General features: G+C 72.7%; 20 protein-coding genes. 16 read left to right on the top strand and 4 right to left on the bottom strand.

The annotated features are described in order from the left end of the window. Nucleotides 1-79: 79 nt before the first annotated feature. A complete protein-coding gene (gene clpB / locus AB4Y83_RS10165; protein ID WP_442296773.1) occupies nt 80-2,641 on the top strand; it encodes an ATP-dependent chaperone ClpB in 2,562 nt (853 codons plus the stop codon). 10 nt (nt 2,642-2,651) lie between these two features. Here the strand turns inward: clpB and AB4Y83_RS10160 are convergent, their stop codons facing one another. Beyond that, nucleotides 2,652-3,248: an HAD family hydrolase gene (locus tag AB4Y83_RS10160; protein ID WP_442276079.1), complete on the bottom strand. Its 597-nt coding sequence runs from the start codon at nt 3,246-3,248 to the stop codon at nt 2,652-2,654. Then, nucleotides 3,245-3,895, bottom strand: coding sequence for a hypothetical protein (locus AB4Y83_RS10155; RefSeq protein WP_442296772.1), 651 nt, complete (start codon nt 3,893-3,895; stop codon nt 3,245-3,247). The genes AB4Y83_RS10160 and AB4Y83_RS10155 overlap by 4 nt, the downstream gene beginning before the upstream one ends. Nucleotides 3,896-4,015: 120 nt before the next feature. Here AB4Y83_RS10155 and AB4Y83_RS10150 point away from each other — a divergent pair, with 120 nt between their 5' ends. Together AB4Y83_RS10150 and AB4Y83_RS10145 are read left to right on the top strand one after the other, a co-directional pair. Beyond that, a complete protein-coding gene (locus AB4Y83_RS10150; protein WP_442296771.1) occupies nt 4,016-4,726 on the top strand; it encodes an LppX_LprAFG lipoprotein in 711 nt (236 codons plus the stop codon). Nucleotides 4,727-4,733: 7 nt separating this feature from the next. Next, complete coding sequence (locus AB4Y83_RS10145; protein ID WP_442296770.1) at nt 4,734-6,485, top strand: MFS transporter; 1,752 nt, start codon at nt 4,734-4,736, stop codon at nt 6,483-6,485. A gap of 31 nt (nt 6,486-6,516) precedes the next feature. Here AB4Y83_RS10145 and AB4Y83_RS10140 read toward each other — a convergent pair whose 3' ends face one another. Both AB4Y83_RS10140 and AB4Y83_RS10135 read right to left on the bottom strand, forming a co-directional pair. After that, nucleotides 6,517-7,407 (bottom strand): alpha/beta fold hydrolase, encoded by an 891-nt coding sequence (locus AB4Y83_RS10140; protein ID WP_442296769.1) that lies wholly within the window; start codon nt 7,405-7,407, stop codon nt 6,517-6,519. Next, nucleotides 7,404-8,228 (bottom strand): exodeoxyribonuclease III, encoded by an 825-nt coding sequence (locus tag AB4Y83_RS10135; protein WP_442276074.1) that lies wholly within the window; start codon nt 8,226-8,228, stop codon nt 7,404-7,406. The genes AB4Y83_RS10140 and AB4Y83_RS10135 overlap by 4 nt, the downstream gene beginning before the upstream one ends. 52 nt (nt 8,229-8,280) lie before the next feature. Between AB4Y83_RS10135 and AB4Y83_RS10130 the strand changes: the two genes are divergently transcribed. The 13 genes from AB4Y83_RS10130 (at nt 8,281) to AB4Y83_RS10070 (ending at nt 22,304) form a co-directional block, all read left to right on the top strand. Beyond that, a complete protein-coding gene (locus AB4Y83_RS10130; RefSeq protein ID WP_442276073.1) occupies nt 8,281-9,057 on the top strand; it encodes an SDR family NAD(P)-dependent oxidoreductase in 777 nt (258 codons plus the stop codon). Nucleotides 9,058-9,502: 445 nt separating this feature from the next. After that, nucleotides 9,503-10,183, top strand: coding sequence for a sensor histidine kinase (locus AB4Y83_RS10125; RefSeq protein ID WP_442296768.1), 681 nt, complete (start codon nt 9,503-9,505; stop codon nt 10,181-10,183). Further along, nucleotides 10,180-10,830, top strand: a complete 651-nt coding sequence (locus AB4Y83_RS10120; RefSeq protein ID WP_442296767.1) for a response regulator — start codon at nt 10,180-10,182, stop codon at nt 10,828-10,830. Before AB4Y83_RS10125 ends, AB4Y83_RS10120 begins: the two co-directional genes overlap by 4 nt. An 85-nt stretch (nt 10,831-10,915) precedes the next feature. Continuing rightward, nucleotides 10,916-11,623 carry a response regulator transcription factor gene (locus AB4Y83_RS10115; protein WP_442296766.1) on the top strand — a complete coding sequence of 236 codons (708 nt, stop codon included), beginning with the start codon at nt 10,916-10,918 and terminating at the stop codon, nt 11,621-11,623. Nucleotides 11,624-11,715: 92 nt separating this feature from the next. Beyond that, nucleotides 11,716-12,903: a DegT/DnrJ/EryC1/StrS family aminotransferase gene (locus AB4Y83_RS10110; RefSeq protein WP_442296765.1), complete on the top strand. Its 1,188-nt coding sequence runs from the start codon at nt 11,716-11,718 to the stop codon at nt 12,901-12,903. Beyond that, a complete protein-coding gene (locus AB4Y83_RS10105) occupies nt 12,900-14,393 on the top strand; it encodes a polysaccharide biosynthesis protein (RefSeq protein WP_442276068.1) in 1,494 nt (497 codons plus the stop codon). The genes AB4Y83_RS10110 and AB4Y83_RS10105 overlap by 4 nt, the downstream gene beginning before the upstream one ends. Before the next feature lie 34 nt (nt 14,394-14,427). After that, the gene (locus tag AB4Y83_RS10100; protein ID WP_442276067.1) at nt 14,428-15,891 is read left to right on the top strand and encodes an RtcB family protein; all 1,464 of its coding nucleotides are present in this window, start codon (nt 14,428-14,430) and stop codon (nt 15,889-15,891) included. Between the two features lie 28 nt (nt 15,892-15,919). Continuing rightward, nucleotides 15,920-17,272, top strand: coding sequence for a hypothetical protein (locus tag AB4Y83_RS10095; protein ID WP_442276066.1), 1,353 nt, complete (start codon nt 15,920-15,922; stop codon nt 17,270-17,272). After that, nucleotides 17,269-18,327: a hypothetical protein gene (locus AB4Y83_RS10090; protein WP_442296764.1), complete on the top strand. Its 1,059-nt coding sequence runs from the start codon at nt 17,269-17,271 to the stop codon at nt 18,325-18,327. Before AB4Y83_RS10095 ends, AB4Y83_RS10090 begins: the two co-directional genes overlap by 4 nt. Next, nucleotides 18,324-19,499, top strand: a complete 1,176-nt coding sequence (locus AB4Y83_RS10085) for a glycosyltransferase (RefSeq protein WP_442296763.1) — start codon at nt 18,324-18,326, stop codon at nt 19,497-19,499. The genes AB4Y83_RS10090 and AB4Y83_RS10085 overlap by 4 nt, the downstream gene beginning before the upstream one ends. Then, a complete protein-coding gene (locus AB4Y83_RS10080; RefSeq protein ID WP_442276063.1) occupies nt 19,496-19,918 on the top strand; it encodes a hypothetical protein in 423 nt (140 codons plus the stop codon). Before AB4Y83_RS10085 ends, AB4Y83_RS10080 begins: the two co-directional genes overlap by 4 nt. Beyond that, nucleotides 19,915-20,916, top strand: coding sequence for a phosphotransferase family protein (locus AB4Y83_RS10075; protein ID WP_442296762.1), 1,002 nt, complete (start codon nt 19,915-19,917; stop codon nt 20,914-20,916). The genes AB4Y83_RS10080 and AB4Y83_RS10075 overlap by 4 nt, the downstream gene beginning before the upstream one ends. Continuing rightward, nucleotides 20,913-22,304 carry an O-antigen ligase family protein gene (locus tag AB4Y83_RS10070; protein WP_442296761.1) on the top strand — a complete coding sequence of 464 codons (1,392 nt, stop codon included), beginning with the start codon at nt 20,913-20,915 and terminating at the stop codon, nt 22,302-22,304. Before AB4Y83_RS10075 ends, AB4Y83_RS10070 begins: the two co-directional genes overlap by 4 nt.

The raw sequence follows: 22,304 nt of genomic DNA, 5'->3' as shown, positions 1-22,304 counted from the left end.
CAGGCACGAAGTTGAGTGGAATAGACTCAAGTCAGCGCCAGTTGACCCCAGTGAACCGATCCCCTCACCAGGAGTACGTATGGACCTACAGCTGACCAACAAGGCTCAGGAGGCCTTCGCCCAGGCCGCGACGACCGCGACGGGCAAGCACCACCCGAACATCGAGCCGGCACACCTGTTGCTCGCGTTGGCAGCCCAGAGCGGCACGACCACCCCGGCCCTGCTCACCGCTGGTGGCTCGAGCGTCGCCGCCGCGACCGCCGTCGCCGAGCGGACCATGGCCGTGATGCCGCAGGTCACCGGCGGCGCCCAGCAGCCGCAGCTCTCGGCCACGGCGGGACGCGTCGTCCAGCAGGCCCAGCAGTACATGACGGCGATGGGCGACTCCTACGTCTCCACCGACCACCTGCTGCTCGCGCTCGCGCGCACGGGGCAGTTCGGCCTCGACGCCGACGCCATCGAGGCGGCCGTCCCCGAGCTGCGCGGGGGGCGTCCCGTGACGTCCGACAACCCCGAGGGCACCTTCGAGGCGCTGTCGAAGTACGGCACCGACCTCACCGCCCGCGCGCGAGAGGGCAAGCTCGACCCCGTCATCGGCCGGGACGCCGAGATCCGCCGCGTCGTCCAGGTCCTCTCGCGCCGGACGAAGAACAACCCCGTCCTCATCGGCGAGCCGGGCGTCGGCAAGACCGCCGTYGTCGAGGGCCTCGCCCAGCGCATCGTCGAGGGCGACGTGCCCGAGAGCCTGCGCGACAAGACTCTCTACAGCCTCGACCTCGGCTCGATGATCGCCGGGGCGAAGTACCGCGGCGAGTTCGAGGAGCGGCTCAAGGCCGTCCTCGAGGAGATCAAGGGCAGTGACGGCCAGATCGTCACCTTCATCGACGAGATCCACACCGTCGTCGGCGCGGGCGCCGGAGGCGAGGGCGCGATGGACGCCGGCAACATGCTCAAGCCGATGCTCGCCCGCGGCGAGCTGCGTCTCGTCGGCGCGACGACCCTCGACGAGTACCGCAAGCACATCGAGAAGGACGCCGCCCTCGAGCGCCGCTTCCAGCAGGTCTTCGTCGGCGAGCCCTCCGTCGAGGACACCATCGCCATCCTCCGTGGGCTCAAGGAGCGCTACGAGGGCCACCACAAGGTGACGATCGCCGACTCGGCGCTCGTCGCCGCGGCCAGCCTGTCCGACCGCTACATCAGCGGTCGCCAGCTGCCTGACAAGGCCATCGACCTCATCGACGAGGCCGCCTCCCGGTTGCGCATGGAGATCGACTCGAGCCCCGTCGAGATCGACGAGCTCCGGCGTGCCGTCGACCGGCTCAAGATGGAGGAGTTCGCCCTCGAGCAGGAGAGCGACGCGGCGAGCAAGGACCGCCTCGAGCGTCTGCGCAAGGACCTCGCCGACCGCTCCGAGGAGCTCGCCGCCCTCAATGCCCGGTGGGAGGCCGAGAAGTCCGGTCTCAACGCCGTCGGTGACCTCAAGGCCCGCGTCGACGACCTGCGCACCCAGGCCGACCGGCTCCAGCGCGAGGGCGACCTCGGCGCCGCCTCCAAGATCCTCTACGGCGACATCCCGACCCTCGAGAAGGAGCTCGCGACCGCCCAGGAGCGCGAGGCCGCGGCCACGACCGGCGACGAGGAGCCGATGGTCAAGGAGGAGGTCGGCGCCGACGACATCGCCGACGTCATCTCCGCCTGGACCGGCATCCCCGCCGGCCGGCTCATGGAGGGCGAGTCCGAGAAGCTGCTGCACATGGAGCAGCACATCGGCGCCCGGCTCATCGGCCAGGCCGAGGCGGTGCGTGCGGTCTCCGACGCGGTGCGCCGCACGCGCGCCGGGGTCTCCGACCCCGACCGGCCGACGGGCAGCTTCCTCTTCCTCGGACCCACCGGTGTCGGCAAGACCGAGCTGGCCAAGAGCCTTGCCGACTTCCTCTTCGACGACGAGCGGGCCATGGTCCGCATCGACATGTCGGAGTACTCCGAACGGCACTCCGTCGCGCGCCTCATCGGGGCGCCCCCCGGCTACGTCGGCTACGAGGAGGGTGGCCAGCTCACCGAGGCCGTCCGCCGTCGTCCCTACTCCGTGATCCTCCTCGACGAGGTCGAGAAGGCCCACCCCGAGACGTTCGACATCCTGCTCCAGGTCCTCGACGACGGGCGCCTCACCGACGGCCAGGGCCGCACCGTCGACTTCCGCAACGTCATCCTCGTGCTGACCTCCAACCTCGGCTCGCAGTTCCTCACCGACCCGACGCTGAGCCCCGACGCGCGCCGGGAGTCGGTCATGGGTGTGGTGCGCTCGTCGTTCAAGCCCGAGTTCCTCAACCGCCTCGACGAGGTCGTCGTCTTCGACGCCCTGAGCCGCGACGACCTCGCCCACATCGTCGACCTGCAGGTGCGGGCGTTCGCCGAGCGGCTCTCCGACCGGCGCATCACCCTCGAGGTCACCGACGACGCACGCCAGTGGCTGGCGGCCCGCGGCTACGACCCGGCCTACGGCGCCCGGCCGCTGCGCCGGCTCGTGCAGCGGGAGATCGGCGACCGACTGGCCCGGGGCCTGCTCTCGGGCGACGTGCGCGACGGGTCGACGGTCACCGTGGGTGTCGACGCCGACGGCGAGGCGCTCGACCTGGTCTGACACACGGCACTCAGCGCGTGAAGAGCTCTGCGTCCCAACCGAACTCACGGGCGGCCGCGACGTTGTCCTCGCGGTCGTCGGTGAACCAGACCTCGGCTCGGGCCACCACGCGCCCGAGGTCGGCCTCGATGGCGCGGTGGGCGGCGGCATACGCCATCGGGTCGGGCTTGGCCACGCCGAAGTCGGCGGTGTTGAGCAGGCCGTCGAAGAGCCGGGTGATCCCGAGCAGCTCCATCTCCTGCGGCACCTGGTCGGTGCCGTTGGTGAAGACGTACGTGCGGTGGCCGCCCGCACGCAGCTGCTCGAGGCGCTCGACGGTCTCGTCGATGACCGTGCCGCGGTTCGCGTGCCACTGCGCCATGTGCTCGCGCACCCGCGCCGGCTCGGGGACGACCTCCTCGAGGGCGGCGCAGATGGCGGCATACCACTCGTCGAAGGTGCGCCGACCTGTGATGGTCGGCAGGAGCAGCTCGCTGCGGAACGCCGTCGCCGAGACGTGCCCCGCGGGCAGCCCGAGCGCTGCCTCGATCGCGGGGTCGGCGTCGCCCGGGGCGAAGTCCCGGACGACGCCGTCAAGGTCGAAGACGTAGGCGGTGTGGTCCCTCACACCGTCGAGTCGCGCTGCTCGCGCTCGTCGGAGGAGCCGGTGTCAGCCGTGTCAGCCGGGTCGAGCGCGTCGGTGCGGTCGGCGCGACGGCTGCCCCGCGTCTCGGCGGGGCGCTCGACGCTGCCGGCCGAACGCGGCTCGTCCGCCCACGACGCGGTGCCCTCGTTGACGCTCCCGTCGGCGCGGCCGGTCACGACGTCGGCGACCGACGGGCCCTCGCGCTCGCGCCACTCCGCCTCGCGGCGCGACAGCTCGGCCTCACGGGTGTCGAGGCCCTCGTGCCGGGCCGACAGCTCGCTCTCGCGGCGGCGCAGGTCCTCGTCCCGCAGGCCGGCCTCCTGGAAGCGGCGCTCGTGGTCGAGGCGCGCGGCCTCGGCGTTCTCCTCGAGCTCGGTGACGCGGGTCGCCTCCTTGTCCTCGCGGCGCAGGCGGGCACGGCGACGGGCGGCGGCCGAGACCATGGCCCAGCCGAGCGCGAAGAGCAGGACCGCGGCGGCGCCGTAGACGACGAGCTCGAGCGGCGTCGCGTTGCGCGTGAAGCCGAAGGCCGTGACGGYGACCGTCCCGGCAGCGGCGTGGGTCGCCAGGTAGGAGACGACGCCGACTCCGGCGCCGCCGAGCAGCAGGATCACTCCGAGCAGGGCCATGGGTTCGTGCTCCTTCGTCTGGTGGCAGGGTTGTCCCGCCGTGATCGTCCCCGACCCTAGCCATACCCACATTGCCGTGGCGGACCGAGGGGAGGGGCGCCCTCGGTTAGCCTGACCCCCATGCGCATCACGGGAACGCTCGCCGCCGCTGCCCTCTCGGCGCTCTGCGTCGTCGGGGTGGCCTCCTGCTCGAGCAGCCCGGACGGGTCGACGCCCAGCGCGTCGCAGCTCTCGCCGGCCCAGGAGCTCTCGGCCGCCAAGGCGAAGGTCGACGCCGCACCGTCCGTGCACCTCACGCTCGCGAGCAGCAACGTCCCGCAGGGTGCGAGCGGTGTCGTGTCGGCCGACGGCTGGGGCAAGCACCCACCGGCCTTCAAGGGCACCTTCAAGGTGACGCTCAAGGGCATCCAGGCCGATGCCGAGATCACCTCGCTCGACGGCGACGTCTACGCCAAGCTGCCGCTCGTCCCGGGCACCAACAAGATCGACCCCAAGACCTTCGGCCTTCCCGACCCGGCCGTCCTCTTCTTACCCGACAAGGGGCTGACGACGCTCCTCACCGCGACGACCTCCCCGGTCGCGGGCGAGAAGGTGCGCCAGGGCTCCGAGGTGCTGACGACGATCAAGGGCACCGTGCCCGGCAAGGCCGTCACCGACCTCTTCCTCATCGGCGACCCCAACGGCACGTTCCAGGTGACCTACGGCCTCACGGACTCGCAGGAGCTGCGCCAGGTCGTCATCACGGGCCCGTTCTTCGGCGCCGGCACGACGTCGACCTACACCCTGACGCTCGACCAGTACGGCCAGCCCGTCACCATCACCAAGCCCTGACGCGCCGGTGACGACACCACCCCCGTCCGGGGCCGCTGCCGGCACGCATCGCCTCGCGCTGCTCTCGGCCGCGTCCGCCGCGGTCGCGCTGGCCGCCGCCGACACGTACGTCGTCGTCCTGGCGCTCACCGACATGATGGCCGGCGTCGGCATCGGCATCGACGCCCTCCAGCGGGCGACACCGATCATCTCCGGCTTCCTCCTCGGCTACATCGCGGTGCTGCCGCTCATCGGCCGGCTCTCCGACCTGCTCGACCGTCGGCGCATCCTGCTCGGGTGCCTCCTCGTCTTCGTCGTCGGCTCGGCCGTCACGGCGCTCGCCGTCGAGATGCCGGTGCTCGTGACCGGTCGGGTGCTCCAGGGCATCGGTGGCGGCGGTCTCGTCCCGGCCACCCTCGCCCTCGTCGCGGACCTCTGGCCGCCGCACCGTCGTGGGACGCCGCTCGGGGTCGTGGGCGCCGTGCAGGAGCTCGGCTCGGTGCTCGGGCCGGTCCTCGGCGCGGTCGTGCTGGCGTGGTCCGGATGGCGAGCGATCTTCTGGCTCAACGTCGCTGCCGCCCTCGTGCTGTATGCCGTCATCCACCTCCTCGGTCCCCGCGCGGGCACCCAGGGGTCGGCTGACGTGCCGCGCCCCAGGTCCACCGGTAGCCGCCGCGTCCTGTCGGCGATCACGGCCGTGCTGCTCGTCGTCGGTCTCGCCGTGACCGGGCTCGCGCTCGCTGCTCCTGAGACGCTCGTCACCGACGTGACCCTCGGCGCGCCCTTCGTGCCCTTCGCCGGCAGCTCGCGCGTGCTGACCCCGGTCGGTGTCGTCGGTCTCGCGCTGCTCGTCGTCGTCGCGGTGCTGACGGCCCCCCGGTGGTGGGCCGTCCTGCGGCGGGCCGACCTCGTGGGCGCGCTGCTCGTGGCCGTCGCGCTCGGCAGCCTGGTGCTGACCTTCGCGTCCTCCGACCCGGAGAAGGAGGTCGTCGGCCCGCTCGGTTACAGCCTGCTGCCCGTCGGCGCCGTCGCCCTCGTCGCCCTCGTGTGGTGGCACCGTCACGCGGCCGACCCGCTCATCCCTCGTGGCGTCGTCGGGGCGCGTGGCGGCCGCTCGCTCGTCGTCAGCCTCCTCGTCGGGGCGGCCCTCGTCTCGGTCGTCGTCGACGTGCCGCTCCTCGCGCGGCTCACCGACACCTACGACGAGACCGGTGCGGCGCTCGTCCTCGTCCGTTTCCTCCTCGCCGTGCCCGTCGGGGCCCTCGTCGGCGGCTGGTCGCTGCGCCGCCTCGGGGACGGTGCCGTCGCCGGCGCCGGCCTGCTCCTCGCCGGGGTCGGCCTCGTCGTCATGTCGCGCTGGACGCTCGCGTCGGTCGGCGACACCGTCCCGGCGACCGTCGTCCTCGTCGTCGTCGGCCTGGGCATGGGCCTCGCGCTCGCACCGGTCAACAACGCGGCGCTCGCCGACTCACCGGCCGACGCGCACGGGGTCGCGAGCTCGCTCGTCGTCGTGGCCCGGATGGTCGGCATGGTCGTCGGGCTCGCGCTGCTCACGTCGATCGGGCTCAACCGCTACTTCGACGCGGTGCGCCGGCTGCCCGACCAGCTCGACACGGACGCGCTCATCGGGGCCGGCGTCGTGCAGGTGCAGACGGTCTTCCTCGGAGGCGCGATCGCCGCCCTGCTCGGGGCGGGCGTGGCGTTCACCCTCGGGGTGGGCGGCCGGACGAGCGCCGCCGAGCCTGCAGACGCCGACGCACCCCGCTTCGTCGCCCTCTGAGGCGACGCCGCTCGGGCGTCCTGCCCGGGACTCAGACGGTGGCGGGCCGGGCGCGCAGCTCGGCGAGCAGGCTGCGTACCTCGTCGGCGACGACGTCGGTCGCCTCCCACGGCAGCATGTGGCCGGCGCGGGCGATGTCGACGAACGTCGCGTGCGGCAGGGCGACGCGCAGTGCGCGAGCCCGCGTCACCGGCATGAGCGGGTCCAGGCGACCGGCGACGATGGCGACACGCACGCGTTCGAGGGCGGGGAAGCCGGCCCGCTGGTCGACGGTGAGCAGCGCGCCGTAGAAGGCGGCGAACGTCGTCAGCTTCGTGGCGGCCACCTGCTCGCAGGCGGTCTCCACGTCCGCCGGGTCGGCGTCCTCGCCGAAGAGGCCGCGCACGAGGGCGCGGATCCTGGCGTTGCCGCCGGGGGGAAGCGGCAGGCCGCGGGCGGCCAGCCGCATGACGGCCGCCTCACCGGTGCGTTCGCCGAGGGCGACGTGGGAGGCCGCGGTCGCGACGAGGAGTGCCGCCCGTACCCGTGTGCCGAAGAGGTCGGGCCGCTGCTCGGCGAGCGCCATGACGGTCATGCCGCCCATCGAGTGTCCGGCGAGCAGCACCGGGGAGGCGGGCGGCACGACACTGCGCAGCACGACGTCGAGGTCGCGTCCCGTGTGCCCGACCGACGTCGACGCGATCTCGGCCCGACGCAGCCCGAGCGTCGAGCGTCCGTGCCCCCGCTGGTCCCACAGCACGACCCGGATCGGCTCGTCGGCGAGCTGCTCGACGACCGGCATCCAGCTCTCGTGGTCGACGGCCCAGCCGTGTGCGAGCACGAGGGTCGGCGCGTCCGCCGGCAGCTCCGGGTCGACGTGGGTGTGCACCGACAGGATGGCGCCGTCGGGCGTGACGATGCCGCGGCGGTCGTGGCGCCTCACGCCTCGGACCCCGTCGTCCCGACGGGCTCGGCGTCGGCGACCTGGAAGACGACGGGCGCGTGGTCGGAGGCACCCTTGCCCTTGCGCTCCTCGCGGTCGATGGCGGCCCCGACGACGCGGTCGGCGAGGGCGGGGGAGCACAGCGCGAAGTCGATGCGCATGCCCTGCCGCTTCTGGAAGCGCAGCTGCGTGTAGTCCCAGTAGGTGAAGGTGCCGGGCTCGCTCGTGTGCGGCCGCACGACGTCGCTGAAGCCGGCGTCGACGACGCCCTGGAAGGCGGCGCGCTCACCGGGCGAGGTGTGGGTCTTGTCCTCGTAGTACGGGACGCTCCACACGTCGGCGTCGGTCGGCGCGATGTTCCAGTCGCCGAGCAGGGCGATCTGCGCCCCGGGGTCGTCGGCCAGCCATCCGCGACCGGCGGCCGCCAGCGCCTCGAGCCAGCCCAGCTTGTACGCGAGGTGCGGGTCGTCGAGCGAGCGGCCGTTCGGGACGTAGAGGGACCACACGCGTACGCTGTCGCACAGCGCGCTGATGGCGCGCGCCTCGGGCGCGACCGGCTCGCCCCAGCCCGGCATCCCGTCGAACCCGACCTGCACGTCCTCGAGACCGACGCGCGAGACGACGGCGACGCCGTTCCACTGGCTCAGCCCGTGGTGGGCGACCTCGTAGCCGAGAGCCTCGAACCGCTCGAGCGGGAACTGGTCGGCGCGCGCCTTGGTCTCCTGGATCGCGAGCACGTCGACCTCGCTGCGCTCGAGCCAGGCGGCGACGCGGTCGACGCGGGATCGGATGGAGTTGACGTTCCAGGTGGCGATGCGCACAGTCGGCCACCCTAGACCGCCGCGCCGACGGCCGATCCCTAGGGTGAGTCACATGACTGCACCGCGCACGACGCGACCCACGGCCCTCGTCACCGGCGCGAGCGCCGGCATCGGACACGAGTTCGCGCGGCAGCTCGCCGCCCGCCAGCACGACCTGGTCCTCGTCGCGCGCGACCGTGAGCGCCTCGACGCCGTCGCCGCCGAGCTGACGAGCAGGTATGCCGTCACGGCCGAGGTGCTCGTCGCCGACCTCTCGGACCGGTCGGCCCTGCAGACGGTCGCCGACCGCGTCGCCGACCCCGAGCGTCCCGTCGACGTGCTCGTCAACAATGCCGGCTACGGCCAGCGCCGCAGCTTCCTGCGCAACGACGTCGCCGTCGAGGAGGCCGCCTTCGACGTGCTGACGCGGGCGGTGCTCGTCCTCTCGCACGCGGCCGGTGTCGCGATGCGCGAGCGCGGCCGGGGCCGCATCGTCAACGTCTCGTCGGTGGCCGGCTTCATCGCCTCCGGGTCCTACTCCGCCGCCAAGGCGTGGGTCACGACCTTCAGCGAGGGGCTCGCGAGCGAGCTCGCCGGGTCGGGGGTCACGGTGACTGCCCTGTGCCCCGGCTTCACCAACACCGAGTTCCAGCAGCGCGCGGGGATCAGCAAGCCGGGCCCCGACTTCATGTGGCTCGACCCGTCGCGCCTCGTCTCCGACTGCCTCGACGACGTCGACAAGGGCCGGGTCGTCTCGGTCCCGGGCCTGCAGTACAAGACGATCGTCGGGCTGCTCCGTGTGGTGCCACGATCGGTCGTGCGCCGCCGGGCGCGCCTCGTCCGCCGCTGAGTCGAGGCGCCCCGGCGTCGGTGTTCAGCGCCCCGCCAAGGGAGAGTTGTCTCGGATGTCCAGTTCGTACAAGGGAACTCGGCGATCCTCGCTCTATCCCGCTCAGTCGCCCTAACCCGGTGTTACCGTGAAACGGCAGGAGGTCGCCGACTCCTCACCACTAGGTCCACGACCGCCGGAGGGTCGGGGGTGGACCTCAGCTCCTACAGTTCTGGACCTGAGTGATGACAGTGAGACGGCAGCCTTCCGACCTGGGGGGTCGGATGTGCGTCGGGTGCTGGGGTGCCCGGCGGTTGCCGCCGCGTCGGTCAGATCCCGTCACGTCACCCGTTGGGATGGGTGATGATCCGTCGCCGGACGCGACGGTGCTCTGCCGTGTCACCGCCTGACCCGGGCCGAGCGGGGTTCTCGGCCTGAGTACAGAAGACAAGTCCGGGGGGACCACATGTCGAACCGAAAGTCGGACTACATCCGTCGTGGCGCGCAGCGTCGTCGCGACGTACGCATCGAGGGTGGGCACCAGGCGCCACGGCGTCCGGGTGGCGATGACGCGATGCGCGCGCTGTGCCACGACCTCATCCAGCCCTTGGCCACGATCAGCCTCCTCGCCGACCCGCAGGTCCTCGACAGCAAGGAGCGCCTGAGCCGCATCCAGCACGAGGTCGCCTGGCTCACCGAGCTCGTGGGATCCGTCCTGGGGGACGCGCCCGGAGACGACCCGGGACTGCTCGACCTGAGGGACGTCGCGACGTACGCGGTGTCGTGCTGTGCCCTCGTCACGTCGTCCACCGTCACGATCGAGGCGGAGGAGCCCGTGCCCGTGCTCGCGTCGCGCGTCTCGCTCGTCCGTGCCTTGATCTGCTTGCTGGACAACGCTGCTCGGGCCGCAGGAACGGACGGGCACGTGGCGGTCGTCGTCCGTACGGACGCACCGTGGGCCGTGCTGAGGGTCGTCGACGACGGGCCGGGGCTGGGGCGTCTCGTGCCCCAGCACTCCATCGGTCTCGTGACGGTGGCAGCGGTCCTCGAGGAGTGTCGTGGACGGCTCCGGCTCGAGAACGGTGTCCACGGGGGCGCTGTCGCGACGGTCGAGCTGCCACTCCTGCCGTGGGCCGAGGCGCGATGAGGATCGTGGTCTGCGACGACCATCGCCTTCTGCTGGAGGCTCTCGGCGCCTCCCTCGAGGCCCGTGGCCACGACGTCGTGGCGCTGACCCTGGCCCCCGACGCCGCCGTCGCCGCGGTCGCCGAGCACGCTCCTGACGTGTGCCTCATCGACCTGCACTTCCCGGGCGGGACGAGCCTCGAGGCGGTGCGCGCCCTGACGGCACGCCATCCGGGCACCAAGGTCGTCGTCCTCTCGGCGACGGCCGACCCGCAGGCGGTCGTCGGGGCCCTCTCCGTCGGTGCCGCCGGCTTCCTCTGCAAGGCGATGTCCCTCGATGCGATCTGCCTCATGCTCGACCGGGCCGTCGAGGGGCAGGTCGCCGTGGAGGCGACGCTGCTGCAGCGTGCCTTCCTGCCTCCGTCCGCCCACGACCCGCTCTGGGCCCTCCGCTTCCTGACCGACCGGGAGTGGGACGTGCTGTGGTGCATCACGAGGGGACTGGCGACGCAGCAGATCGCTCAACGGCTCGGCGTACAGAACAGCACGGCGCGCACGCACGTGCAGAACCTGCTCACCAAGCTCGGTGTCCACTCCCGGCTCGAGGCGGCAGCGCTGCTCGCCGACCACGGGAGTGCGGCGATCTGGCCGGCGCGACTGCGCGCCTGAGGACGACACGGTCGGCCATGTGACGTAGCCGGAGGTCGTCCAGACGGCGGGTGCGGGAGGCGCCGTCCCGAACGATGCTGTGTCGATGGCGCCCCAACCTGTTCGGGTTGTGGTCTTCGCCCGACAGCAGCTGGTTCTGGAGGCGTTGGCGGAGGCCCTCGAGACGCGACCCGGCATGCGGGTGGTGGGCCGCACGAGCACGTCGGCGGGTCTGCCCCAGCTCCTCGGCTCGGGCCGGGTGGACGTGCTCGTCCTGCACGCGGTCACGCGCCAGGAGCTGTCGTCCGACCTCGTGCGCACTGCACTCGCACGCGATCACGACCTGGGCATCGTGCTCCTGACCGAGGCGGGCGCGTCCGACCTCGTGCGTGATGCCCTCGAGTCCGGCATCCGTGGATGGGTGTGCAGCGACGAGTCGCTCGACCGACTCGTGGCCGCCGTTCGCGAGGTCGGGGCGCACGAGGTGTTCATGCCGGTGTCCCGGATGACCGCCGTGCTGGCCCCACAGAGCGCCCCGACGACGTCGGACGCGTCGAAGCGCCTTCCCCTGCGCCTGACTCCGCGTCAGCAGGACGTCCTGCGCTGCCTCATGGACGGGTGCTCGCGGGACGAGACGGGACGGCTGCTCGACATGTCGCCCAACACCGTCCGCACGCACGTGGGAGCCATCCTGCGGCGGCTCCAGGTCCACTCGACGCTCGCGGCCGTGGCGGAGGCCCGCCGCGGCGGCCTCCTCGGCCGGAGTGCCGAGGGAGCGTCTACCGCGAATGGCGTAGGTGGACTCGGGCGCTGAGCGGGTGTGGGGCTGCCGCCCTGTTCCTACCGTCGAGGGAGCGGGCACCACCCGCGCCCACGTTCGCAGTCTCTTCACGTCCAGGGGTAGCCATGAYGGTCCACACATCCGCACCACGAGTGGCCGCGGCTCGCTCGATTCCCTTCGCGCGCACGGTGATCGGTCCCGATGCCCGCTCCGCCGTCGCCCAGGTCCTCGAGTCGGGGTGGGTGACGACAGGGCAGCAGGTCGCCGACTTCGAGCGAGAGTTCGCCGACCACGTCGGTGCCGCCCGGGGCGTCGCGGTCAGCTCCTGCACGGCGGGACTGGAGCTCGCTCTGCGGGGCCTGTGTCTGGCCCGTGGGTCGCGCGTGCTGATGTCGACGAACACGTTCTGCGGCGCGGCCGGAGCCATCACTCATGCCGGCCTCGTGCCGGTCCTCGCCGACGTCGACCCCTGGACGGCCGTCCCGACCGAGGAGCACATTCGCGCTGCCGTGCGCGACGTCGGTGGTGTGTCGGCCATGGTCGTCATGCACCTCGGCGGCAACCCGGTCGACGTGGAGGCCGCCGCCGCGGCAGCCGGGATCGGACTCGACCACGTCATCGAGGACGCCGCGCACGCGCTCGGCACGTGGGTCGGGACGCGACCGGTCGGGTCGATCTCCCGCGCGACCTGCTTCAGCTTCTACGCCACGAAGAACCTGGCGATCGGGGAGGGCGGCATGGTGACGACCCTCGACGAGGACTTCGCCGAGGTCATGGCCCGCACCCGGTTGCACGGGATGTCCCGCGACGCCTGGCGCCGCTACTCGCCCGGGGCGAGCTGGCGCTACGACGTGGCCGACGACGGCCTCAAGGCGAACCTCACGGACGTCCAGGCAGCGATCGGCCGTGCGCAGCTGCGCCGGTTCGACACCGACCAGGCACGCCGTCGCGAGGTGGCGGCGCGCTACGACGCGCAGCTCAGCAGCCTCCCCTGGGTCAGCCTGCCGCCGCGCCCGGTCGAGGGTCGACACGCCTGGCACCTCTACGCGGTGCGGGTCCACCCAGGCTTCCCGGTCGCCCGCGACGAGCTCATCGACCGGCTCAACGACCTGGGCATCGGGACCTCGGTGCACTTCATCCCCCTGCACCGGCTGACGTGGCACGTCGAGCACTGCGTCGTGCCTGCCGGCGGCCTTCCCGGCGCCGACGCCGTCTTCGCCACCACCCTGTCGCTGCCCTTCGACCAGAACCTCAGCGATGACGACGTCGACGAGGTCTGTGCGGCGCTCTGGCGGATCGGGGGCACGCGATGACGTCACAGCTGGTCAGTCTGCCCGGGATCGGCAGCGCCGGGCCCGGACTCAGCCTCCGGACCCTCATCGTCGGAGCCGGGGCAGCAGGCAAGGCTCTCGCGCGGGACCTGCAGCGAGTCGACGACTTCGGGCTGTGTCCCGTGGGCTTCCTCGACGACGACCCCAGCAAGCGCCGGGTTCGCCACCTCCCCGTGCTCGGCCGGCTGGCCGACGTCCTGCAGGTCGCGACGGCCGAGCGGATCGACGTCGTCGTCCTCGCGATCCCGGGGCTTCCCGAGGCCGAGGTGACCAGGCTGGCCACAGCCGCGGCCCGCGTCGGGGCGAGTGTCCGCAGGCTGCCGTCCTTCGTGGCCCTGCTGCGACGAGACGTCGTGGGCACGGACATGTGCTCGCTCGACGTCGCCAACCTGATCGGCCGCTGCGAGCTCCACGTCGCGTCACCGGAGGTTGCCGAGATCATCACGGGCAGAACGGTGCTCGTGACCGGGGCCGGTGGCTCGATCGGCAGCGAGCTGTGCCGTCAGGTCAACGGCTTCGTGCCCCACCGCCTCGTCATGCTCGACCACGACGAGTCCAACCTCCACCGCCTCCAGCTCGAGCTGCGCGGAGAGGCGTTCCTCGAGTCGCACGACACCGTCGTGGCCGACATCCGCGACGCCGAACGCATGCGGCAGGTCATGGGGCAGTACAAGCCGCAGGTCGTCTTCCACGCGGCAGCCCTCAAGCACCTGCCGATGCTGGAGGAGCATCCCTGCGAGGGCGTGAAGTCGAACGTCCAGGGCACCGAGAACGTGCTGGTCGCCGCGGTCGAGGCGGGAGTCGAGCGCTTCGTCGCCATCTCCACCGACAAGGCCGCTGACCCGACCTCCGTCCTGGGAGCGACCAAGGCCCTGGCCGAGCAGGTGGTCAAGAAGCACGCGGGAGGCCGCACCGTGGTCTCGGCCGTGCGCTTCGGCAACGTGCTCGGCAGCCGGGGCTCGCTCCTCCCCGTGCTCGTGGCCCAGATGGCGGCGGGACGGGATGTGACCGTGACGCATCCGGACGTCACGAGGTACTTCATGACGATCGAGGAGGCGGTCGGCCTCGTGCTCGAGGCGGCGCACCTGACCACCGGCTCGGAGACGTTCGTGCTCGACATGGGCTCACCCGTCCGGATCGTCGACCTCGTGGCCAACTTCGCACGGCAGCTCGGCGTCCGCGACGTCCACATCCGGTTCACCGGGCTCCGTCCCGGGGAGAAGCTCCACGAGTCGCTGTTCAGCGACGACGAGGAATGCCTCCCCACGAGTCATCCACGCATCTTCGGCGCGCAGGCCGTCCCGGTGCACGAGCACTTCGACGCCCTGATGCTCGCGCTCTACGACGCCGCCCGGCGGAACGCAGCGGACGACGTGCGCCGCGCCCTCGGTGCGGTGCTGCCGGTCTACCGCCCCGAACCCGGCGACGTGTTCGCCCTCCAGACGTCCGCCCCGTACCCGGACGACTACTGATGCAGCCCGCACCCCACGAGGACAGGTTCGCCCCATGAAGATCACCGTCATCGCCGGTCGCGCCGCGGAGCCGACGTCGGACCGGCCGGCAGGCCATCACGAGGCACGCGTGTTCGACAGCGACCGCGTCCCGGCGGACCGAGACCTCGTCGCGTCGCTGAACTCCGCCACGCTCGGGATGGACCTCGTGGCCCCACCGGTCGTGCTTCCCGACTTCCACCACAAGTCGGCCATGGAGATGCCCTCGAGCATCGCCGTGGCGACGGCAGGGACGATCCGACCGACGCTCACGAGCTCGTCGGTCAACTGCGGCATGGCGCTCATCGCCCTGGGCTGCGACCGACCGAGCGATGCCGCCGTCAGCGACTTCTACCGCCGGGTGCGCGAGCGCTACCCCTATCCCACGACCAACCGGCGCGACCTGTCGTATGGGGACGTGGTCGCCGCCGCCACCGAGGGCGCCGGCTTCGCCGTCGAGCGGAACGGGGTCGACCCCGCCGAGCTCGAGCGGGTGGAGGAGAGCGGCCGGATCGACCTCGCGGCGTGGGGCGGCAGCGAGCGTCTCGTCGCCGAGGTCCCCGCGCTCACGTGGCAGCTGGCCCGGCTCCGCTTCGGCACTGTGGGTCCGACGAACCACTTCGTCGAACTGCAGGTGGTCGAGGAGATCCTCGACCCGGTCGCCGCCCGGCAGCTCGGCGTCCACGAGGGCCAGGTGACGCTGCAGTACCACGCCGGCGGCGGCGTGCTGACGGGCGAGATCGGTCACCTGTTCGCCCGCCGGCGTGACACCGCCCGCGTCATGAGGGCGGCGATGGCGGTCCAGAAGCCGTTGTTCCACCTCGCCACGGCGCGATCCACCCAGCAGGTCCGCGAGCGGATGCGCCTCTTCTTCAGCTCGGCGTGCCCACCGGTCGGTCTCGACTCGGACGAGGGGAAGCGGCTCATGCTCGCCAACGCGGCGGCGATGAACTACGGCTTCGCCTTCCGCATGGCGACCTACCAGGCACTCCGGCAGCTGGCGGCGGACGCCTTCGGCGGCGCCCCGGGCAGGCTCGTCGTCGACTCGCCCCACAACTCGATCTACGAGGAGGACGTCGCCGGGGAACGTGCCGTCGTGCACCGCCACAACTCGTGCCGCGCCTACCCGGCGCACCTCATGGTGCCCGGGACCACCTTCGCGCAGACGGGTCAGGCGGTCCTGCTGCCCGGGACGCACCGGACGTCGTCGTACCTCGCGGTCGCCGGCCCGTCCAGCGGCCAGAGCCTCCACTCCGCCTGCCACGGGGCGGGCACCGTCATCGACCAGTTCGCGACGAGCGGGGCCTCCCAGCCCGATCCCGCGGGGCGCTCCACGCTCCGGTTCCGCTACGACGACACCGCCCCGAGCGAGACGGCGCACCTCGACGACGCCGGCGTCAACGCGGCGATGTCGGTCCTGTCCTCGCACCAGATCATCCGCCCGGTGGCGCGGATGCGGCCGTTCGCCGTCCTGCACTGATTCCCGGACGTCTTGAGAGAGAGAAGACATGCGCATCGATGAAGCGTTCCGCCGCATGATCGGTGGTTACTGGTGGCTGATCGGGTTGCTGGTCCTGGTGGCGTCATTGGCGGCGGGCGTCTACGCCACCAACCAGGACCTGCAGTACCAGGCCTCGGCGCGGGTCCAGATGTCCGGTGGTCTCGCCAGCACCAATGTCCAGGCGGACGCTGCGACACAGTGGCTCCAGGGTGTGATCACGACCCCCAACATGGTGCGTCACGCCATGGCCGCAGCTGGGCTCAAGGGCGACCCGACTCCCTTCGCCACCCACTCGATCGTCGTGAACCGAGTGGGCGTCTCCACGGTCAACGACGTCCTCGTCACCACGGGCAACGCGGACCGTTCGGTCATCGTCGCGAACTCGCTCGTCCAGCAGGCTCTCAAGTACGCCAACACCGCTCACCAGAGCGACGCCGTGAAGATGACCGCCCTCGACCACCAGATCAGCCGCTTCACGAAGGAGCGAGACGGCCTGATCCACCAGCTGGCGACGGCTGCCCCGGGCGCGGTACTCGAGCTGCAGGCGCGGATCGCGGCGGAGGCACCGAGCCTCACGGACCTGCTGCGGCAGCGCTCCGACCTCGTCCTGGCGGCGTCGGAGCGATCGAGCATCGGCTTGCTCGATCCCGCGACGGCGTCCTCTGATCCGGTCGGCCCAAAGGTCGGCCAGCTCGTGGCTCTGGCGGGTCTGGCCGCGCTGATCCTCGCTCTGGGCCTCGTGGCGATCCTCGAGGCGCTCCACCCCCGGGTCCGGGGCCGTCGGTGGGTGGCGGCCGAGCTGCGCGCCCCGCTCCTCGGGCACCTGCCCACGCTCGACCTCGGGGGGCCACGGGGTGCCCGCGCCCTGCGTGAGTTCGGAGGTGCAGCAGCCGTGCTCGGCGCCCGGTTCACCGGGCGGCCGTTGCTGCTGCTCCCGGTCGAGCGGAAGCACGACCGGTGGGCTGCGCGCATCTGCACCGAGCTCGAGGCGCTCACCGGCCTGCACGTCGACCACGCCCCCGACGCGACGGTCGCGCGGCCGGCGGAGGACGTCGGTCGCCCCGCCGACCCCGTCGTGATCGTGCTCAGCCCGACCGTCGAGTCGCAGCGCCACCTCGAGGAGCTGGCGCGCACCGCTGCGGTGATGGACTGGCCCGTCGTCGGCGTGCTCACCTTCCGGCGCCGGTGGCTCATCGACCGGCAGACGCTCGCGGAGGGTGGCCGGGTCCACCGTCCCCCCATCACCCCCCTCACCGACGTCACCCCCGAGATCCCGGTGGATCCGGCTGACGGCGTCCCCGACCCGCGTCGCGTCGACCACGGGGCCCTGAGCAGCCACAAGATGTGGAGGATGCCGTGAGCCGGCGCGCCGAGTCCTGCGGCCTGACGCTGGAGGTCGGGTCGGTGCCACGCGGCTGGTCGCAGGTCATCGACCGCGCCCTCGGCGAACCTCCTCGAGCGGAGGCGCCGCACCGGGCCGAGGTGCCGCAGCCGGGCCGGGACGCCGATGTCGTCGTGCGGCTGGAGTCCTCCCGCGAGCCGTTCGAGGTGCACGGCCTGACGCCGCTCACCCGCGGTGCCTTCGCAGACGACCGTCGCGTCGTGCTCACCGACGCCTGCGCGAGCGGCCTGGACCTGCTCGTCGAGCCGTCGTCGAGGGCACTCTCGGTGACGGCACGCTCCCGCCCGGGGCCCTCCCACCGCGCCCTGCGCCTCGTGGCTCCCGGGCGCACCGAGCTGCTCTGGCGTGCCGCGCTCCTGCAGTACCCGACCCTGTGGTGGGCCGGTGTCGGGGGAGCCGTGCCGCTGCACGTCTCGGCGGCGCAGGTCGCAGGCCTGGGTGTGCTCCTCGCCGGGCCGGGGGGCGTGGGCAAGTCGACGCTCGTCGCCGGCCTCGGGCCGGACCAGGGCGCGTCGGTCAGCGACAACCTCTGCACCTACGACGGGGCGATGATCCACGGGCTGCGTGAGCCCCGACGCGTCGACGCGGGCCCGGTCCGGGTCGGCCGTCGGTCGATGCCCCACGGCCGGGTGGAGCAGCCGTGGGACGGCACGCTGCCCGCCATGACGCCATCCCTGCTGCTCGTGCTCCGACGTGGCTCCGGTGCGCGACCCACCGTGAGGCCGGTCCCGCCGGCAGTCGCCGCGAGAGCCCTCGCCACCGGCACGTATGCCGCGGGTGAGCTGCGCCGGTACTGGGCCTTCGCCGCGACGCTGGCACTGGGCACCGGCCTCGGCCCGGCGCATCCGTCGATCGTGGGCGAGTCGGAGCGCCTCGCCCGGTCCCTCCACTGCGTCGAGGTCGTCCTCCCGGCACGTCCCGGGACCTCCCTCGTCGAGCTCGTCGACCGCGCCGAGCACACCGCGCGAGCCGAGCGAGCGACGAACCCCGGGATGACAGGGGCGCGGGCATGACGCAGCGTGTGGCGCACATCATCACCCGGTGCGTCGCCGGGGCCGGCGGGGTCGCCGTGCGCGGGGCGGTGAGCCTGCCCCGAGAGCTGTACGCGAGCACTCTCGTCGTCGGCTCGGGTGACGCTCTCCTCGACGTCGCCCGCTCGAGCGGCGTCGACGTGGTCGTCGTGCCGGAACTCGTCTCACCGATCAACCCGGCCCAGGATGCCAGGGCCTTCCGGTCGATCTCGCGGCTGCTCAGGGCTGAGGACTTCGACGTCGTGCACACCCACAGCGCCAAGGCGGGCGTCCTGGGACGCGTCGCGGCCTCGAGAGCAGGCGTGCCCCGCATCGTGCACACGTTGCACGGATTCCCTTGGCACGACTTCCAGTCCGCTGCCGTGCGGCGGGCCTACATCCGCACCGAGCGCGAGCTCTCGCACGTCACGGACGCCTATCTCGCCATCGGCACGGGCGTCGCGGTCGAGGCGCTCCGGCGCAAGGTGGTCCGCCCCGAGCAGCTCGTCACGATCGGTCCGGCCGTCGAGCCCGCGTCGGTCACCGCGTCGCCGGCGTCACGCTCGCGCGCGCGGGCCCTGCTCGGGCTGCCCGCGGACGCGACGGTCGTCGGCACGGTCGGACGGATGGACTTCCAGAAGGCGCCGGAGGTCATGCTCGAGGCGTTGGCCCGGATGGCGACGCCGGCCGTGCTCGTCTGGGTCGGTGGCGGTCCCCTCCTGGAGGACACGGCCCGTCGAGCGCGGGCGTCGGGCCTCGAGCGTCGCGTGCTGCTGCTCGGTCACCGCACGGACGTGGCCGAGCTGCTGCCGGCGTTCGACGTCTTCGCCATGTCGAGCCGCTACGAGGGCTTGCCGTGCGCCATCGTCGAGGCCCAGGCGTGCGGCATACCCGTGGTCGCGACGTCGGTGAACGCCGTCTCCGACGTCGTGGTCCCCGGAGTGACCGGTCTGCTCGTGGCGCCCCAGGACCCGGACCAGCTGGCCCGGGCGCTCGACCACGCCCTCACCCATCCGAGACAGGCCGCGGCCTGGGCGGAGCGGGCCACGGCCCAGCTCGGCACCCGCTACGACGCGAGCACCCTGGGCGCGACCCTGCAGGAGGTCTACACCGGCGACCCCGAGGTCCGCCGGCCGCTGCTGGCGCCGGTGCCCGGGTGGGGGAGGGCCTCGTGAGCGCCATCGAGGCCGCGCTGGCCCTGCTCGTGCCGGGTGGCACGCCGGTGGTCGAGGTCCGCGGCTCCCGACGGGGCTCGGCGGCGGCGATCGCGGGAGTGTCGTCGGCGAAGCGGCTCGTCCTCCTCGACGGGCGTCGGCTCAGCGCCAGGCGCCTGACACGTCTCGCCCGGGAGGCCGGCCTCGTCGTCGACCGTGAGCTCGTCGTGCTGCCGGGTCTGAGGACGGCAGCCTTCGTCGTCGAGGACTCGGTCGAGAGCCTGACGTGGTTCTGGAACGCCTTCGCGACCGTCCCCCCGGGGAGGTCGCGCGGATCCCTGCTCATCACGGCCACGACGTGCCTCGGCCGGAACCGCCACCTCGTCCGGTGGGTCGGTCCGCTCGTGGCCGGGCGCATGGTCATCGTCCACCGACCATGACCACGTCGACGAGGCAGACGGCGTTCCCCGACCTCGGGGCCGTCGAGGACGTCCTGCGGCGGCACCTGGGCGACGGGACGGTCCGGCTCGCGGTCGTGGCCATGTCGCGGGACGACCATCCCAAGGCGGTCGTCATGGCGACGCCCTCCGGTGCGACGACGCCGGTCCTCGCGGTCAAGGTGGCCCTGACCGGTGGGGCCGCCCGGTCGGTCCGTGCCGAGGCCGCCGCACTCGAGCAGCTGGGGCAGCTCGACCCCGGTCTCGTCGGCGGGACGGTCCCCCGCCTGCTCGCCCTGCACGAGACCGCGGCGGGCACGTTCCTCGTCACGACGGTCTCGTCGGGTCGGCCGTTCTCGGTCGACTACCACCGCTGGCACCACACGGGTCGTCGCCGTGACGTGCGGGCCGACTTCGACGCGGCAGCCGGGTGGCTCTCCCGGCTGCACGGCCTAACGGTCCCGCCGCAGCCGGAGGCCGACGGCGCCGCTGCGCTCGAGAGCCGCTGGCCGGACGAGGTCGGGATGGCGGCGGCGCAGGTGTGCCGGAGCGCCAGGGCGCGGGTGGGTGACCTCGACACGGGTCACGTCACCCACGGCGACTTCTGGTGCGGCAACCTCCTGCGGACGGGTCGTCGGGTCACCGGCGTCGTCGACTGGGAGCACGCTCGCTTCGGTGCGTCCCCGCTGTGGGACCGCGTGCGTTTCGCCCTCGCCTACACGCTCTACCTCGACCGGCACACCCCGAGCGGTGCCCGGGTCCACGGGCACGCGGGCCTCCGCGCGGGGGCGTGGGGTGACCCCGTGCGGCATCTGCTGAGGGGCGAGGGGTGGTATGCCGCCGGAGTGGCCGACTTCATCGCGCCCGCGCTCGGGCGCGACCCGAGCACCATGGCCTGGCGGGACGCCGTGCTCGTGGGTCTCAGCGAGGTGGCGACGACGAGCGACTCACCGCCGTTCGCCCGCGCGCACGCGTCCCTCCTCGCGGAGGTGGGGTCGTGACCACGACGGCGGCGGCCGCGCCCACGACGACAGGACGGGCCGCTGCGTCCGCACCGCTGCCGGGGCGCCGGGCCGTGGTCCCGGCGTCACGGTCCGTGCGCCTCCTCATCGCGGCAGCCATCGCGTGCATGCCGGTCCTCACGCCCACCGGTCCTGGCAACACCTCACCTGCGGACCTGCCCATCCTCCTGGCGATGGGTGGGGTGCTCCTCTGGCTGTCGAGCAACGGCGTACGCCTCCACGTGCCGTACGCCGCCGGCATGTGGCTCCTGGTCCTGGCCGGTGCCGTCGCCGCGCTCGCCAGCCGGGACGTGCGCTCGACCACGGTCCTCGGACAGGACCTGTTCCTCCTGCTCTGGGCCGCCACCATCGCCAACGCCGTGCGTGCCGACCACTCCCTCGTCCGACTCGTGTGCGTCACGTGGTGCTGGAGCGGGATCGTCAGCGCCGGCCTGCTCGTGGCCGGTCGCCTCGCCGGGATCCCGTGGCTCGCCGGCCAGACCACCCGGGACGGCTCGCGGTCCGCCCTGACCTTCGGCGACCCCAACCTCGCCGGCAACTACTTCGTCGCCTGCCTGTTCGTCGTCCTCGCCTCGCGATACCCGCGCCGCCGCCTCGCGCGCGCCGCGACCGTCCTCCTCCTCGTCGTCGCGACCGTCCTCACCGGATCGAACGGCGCCATGCTCGGCATGGTGGTCGGCCTCGGCGTCGGGGTCGTCGTCGGGTCATGGCGGTCGCGTGGTGCCATCGCCGCGACCGGGCTCGCGTGCGTCCTGGCGGCGGCCGCCGGGGCGGTCGTCACCTCGGTCGACTGGGGGTCGGTGCAGGCGAGCGCCGCCGCCGGTGGTCCGGTCCTGCACGACTCGTTCGGTCGGGGGGACTCGTCGAGCCAGGACCGGCAGGTCCTCTTCTCCGAAGGCGTCCGGCTCTTCTGGGACGGGACTCTCGTCGGTGTCGGCCCCGGGCGGACGAAGGAGGCCCTGGCGTCGATCCCTGCCCCCTACGTCAAGGAGGCGCACAACGACTACGTGGCGACGCTCGTCGAGCTCGGCCTCATCGGAGGCGTCGGCCTCGTCGTCCTGCTCGCGTCCGTGGCGGCACGGCTGGCGCGCGTCGCGGGACGCCGCGGACGTGGCATGGCCGAGGGGGTCCCGGGACGCAGCGGCGACCCGGGGCCGGTGACGGTGCTCGTCCCGTCGCCGCACTTCCTCGCCGCCCTCGGCGCGGCGTTCCTCATGGCGGGCCTCTTCTACGAGGTGCTGCACTTCCGGCACCTGTGGGCGGTCCTGGGCCTCGTCGCCGGTCTCGACCTGATCCTCGCGGACGTGGCCGAGTCGCGGCGACCGGCTCGGGAGGTCCTGGCCGCCCCCGCTCCAGGGAGGCGATGA

Origin of the sequence: Terrabacter sp. RAF57 (assembly GCF_052113925.1) — a bacterium.
Taxonomy (GTDB): Bacteria; Actinomycetota; Actinomycetes; order Actinomycetales; family Dermatophilaceae; genus Terrabacter.
Note: the sequence above shows the minus strand (reverse complement) of the source record. Positions and strands in the feature narration are given on the sequence as shown.

Coding starts and splice junctions, on each gene's coding strand:
- AB4Y83_RS10150 (WP_442296771.1), top strand. CDS start 4,016: ATGCGCATCACGGGAACGCTCGCCGCCGCTGCCCTCTCGGCGCTCTGC.
- AB4Y83_RS10130 (WP_442276073.1), top strand. CDS start 8,281: ATGACTGCACCGCGCACGACGCGACCCACGGCCCTCGTCACCGGCGCG.
- AB4Y83_RS10125 (WP_442296768.1), top strand. CDS start 9,503: ATGTCGAACCGAAAGTCGGACTACATCCGTCGTGGCGCGCAGCGTCGT.
- AB4Y83_RS10120 (WP_442296767.1), top strand. CDS start 10,180: ATGAGGATCGTGGTCTGCGACGACCATCGCCTTCTGCTGGAGGCTCTC.
- AB4Y83_RS10115 (WP_442296766.1), top strand. CDS start 10,916: ATGGCGCCCCAACCTGTTCGGGTTGTGGTCTTCGCCCGACAGCAGCTG.
- AB4Y83_RS10105 (WP_442276068.1), top strand. CDS start 12,900: ATGACGTCACAGCTGGTCAGTCTGCCCGGGATCGGCAGCGCCGGGCCC.
- AB4Y83_RS10100 (WP_442276067.1), top strand. CDS start 14,428: ATGAAGATCACCGTCATCGCCGGTCGCGCCGCGGAGCCGACGTCGGAC.
- AB4Y83_RS10095 (WP_442276066.1), top strand. CDS start 15,920: ATGCGCATCGATGAAGCGTTCCGCCGCATGATCGGTGGTTACTGGTGG.
- AB4Y83_RS10085 (WP_442296763.1), top strand. CDS start 18,324: ATGACGCAGCGTGTGGCGCACATCATCACCCGGTGCGTCGCCGGGGCC.
- AB4Y83_RS10075 (WP_442296762.1), top strand. CDS start 19,915: ATGACCACGTCGACGAGGCAGACGGCGTTCCCCGACCTCGGGGCCGTC.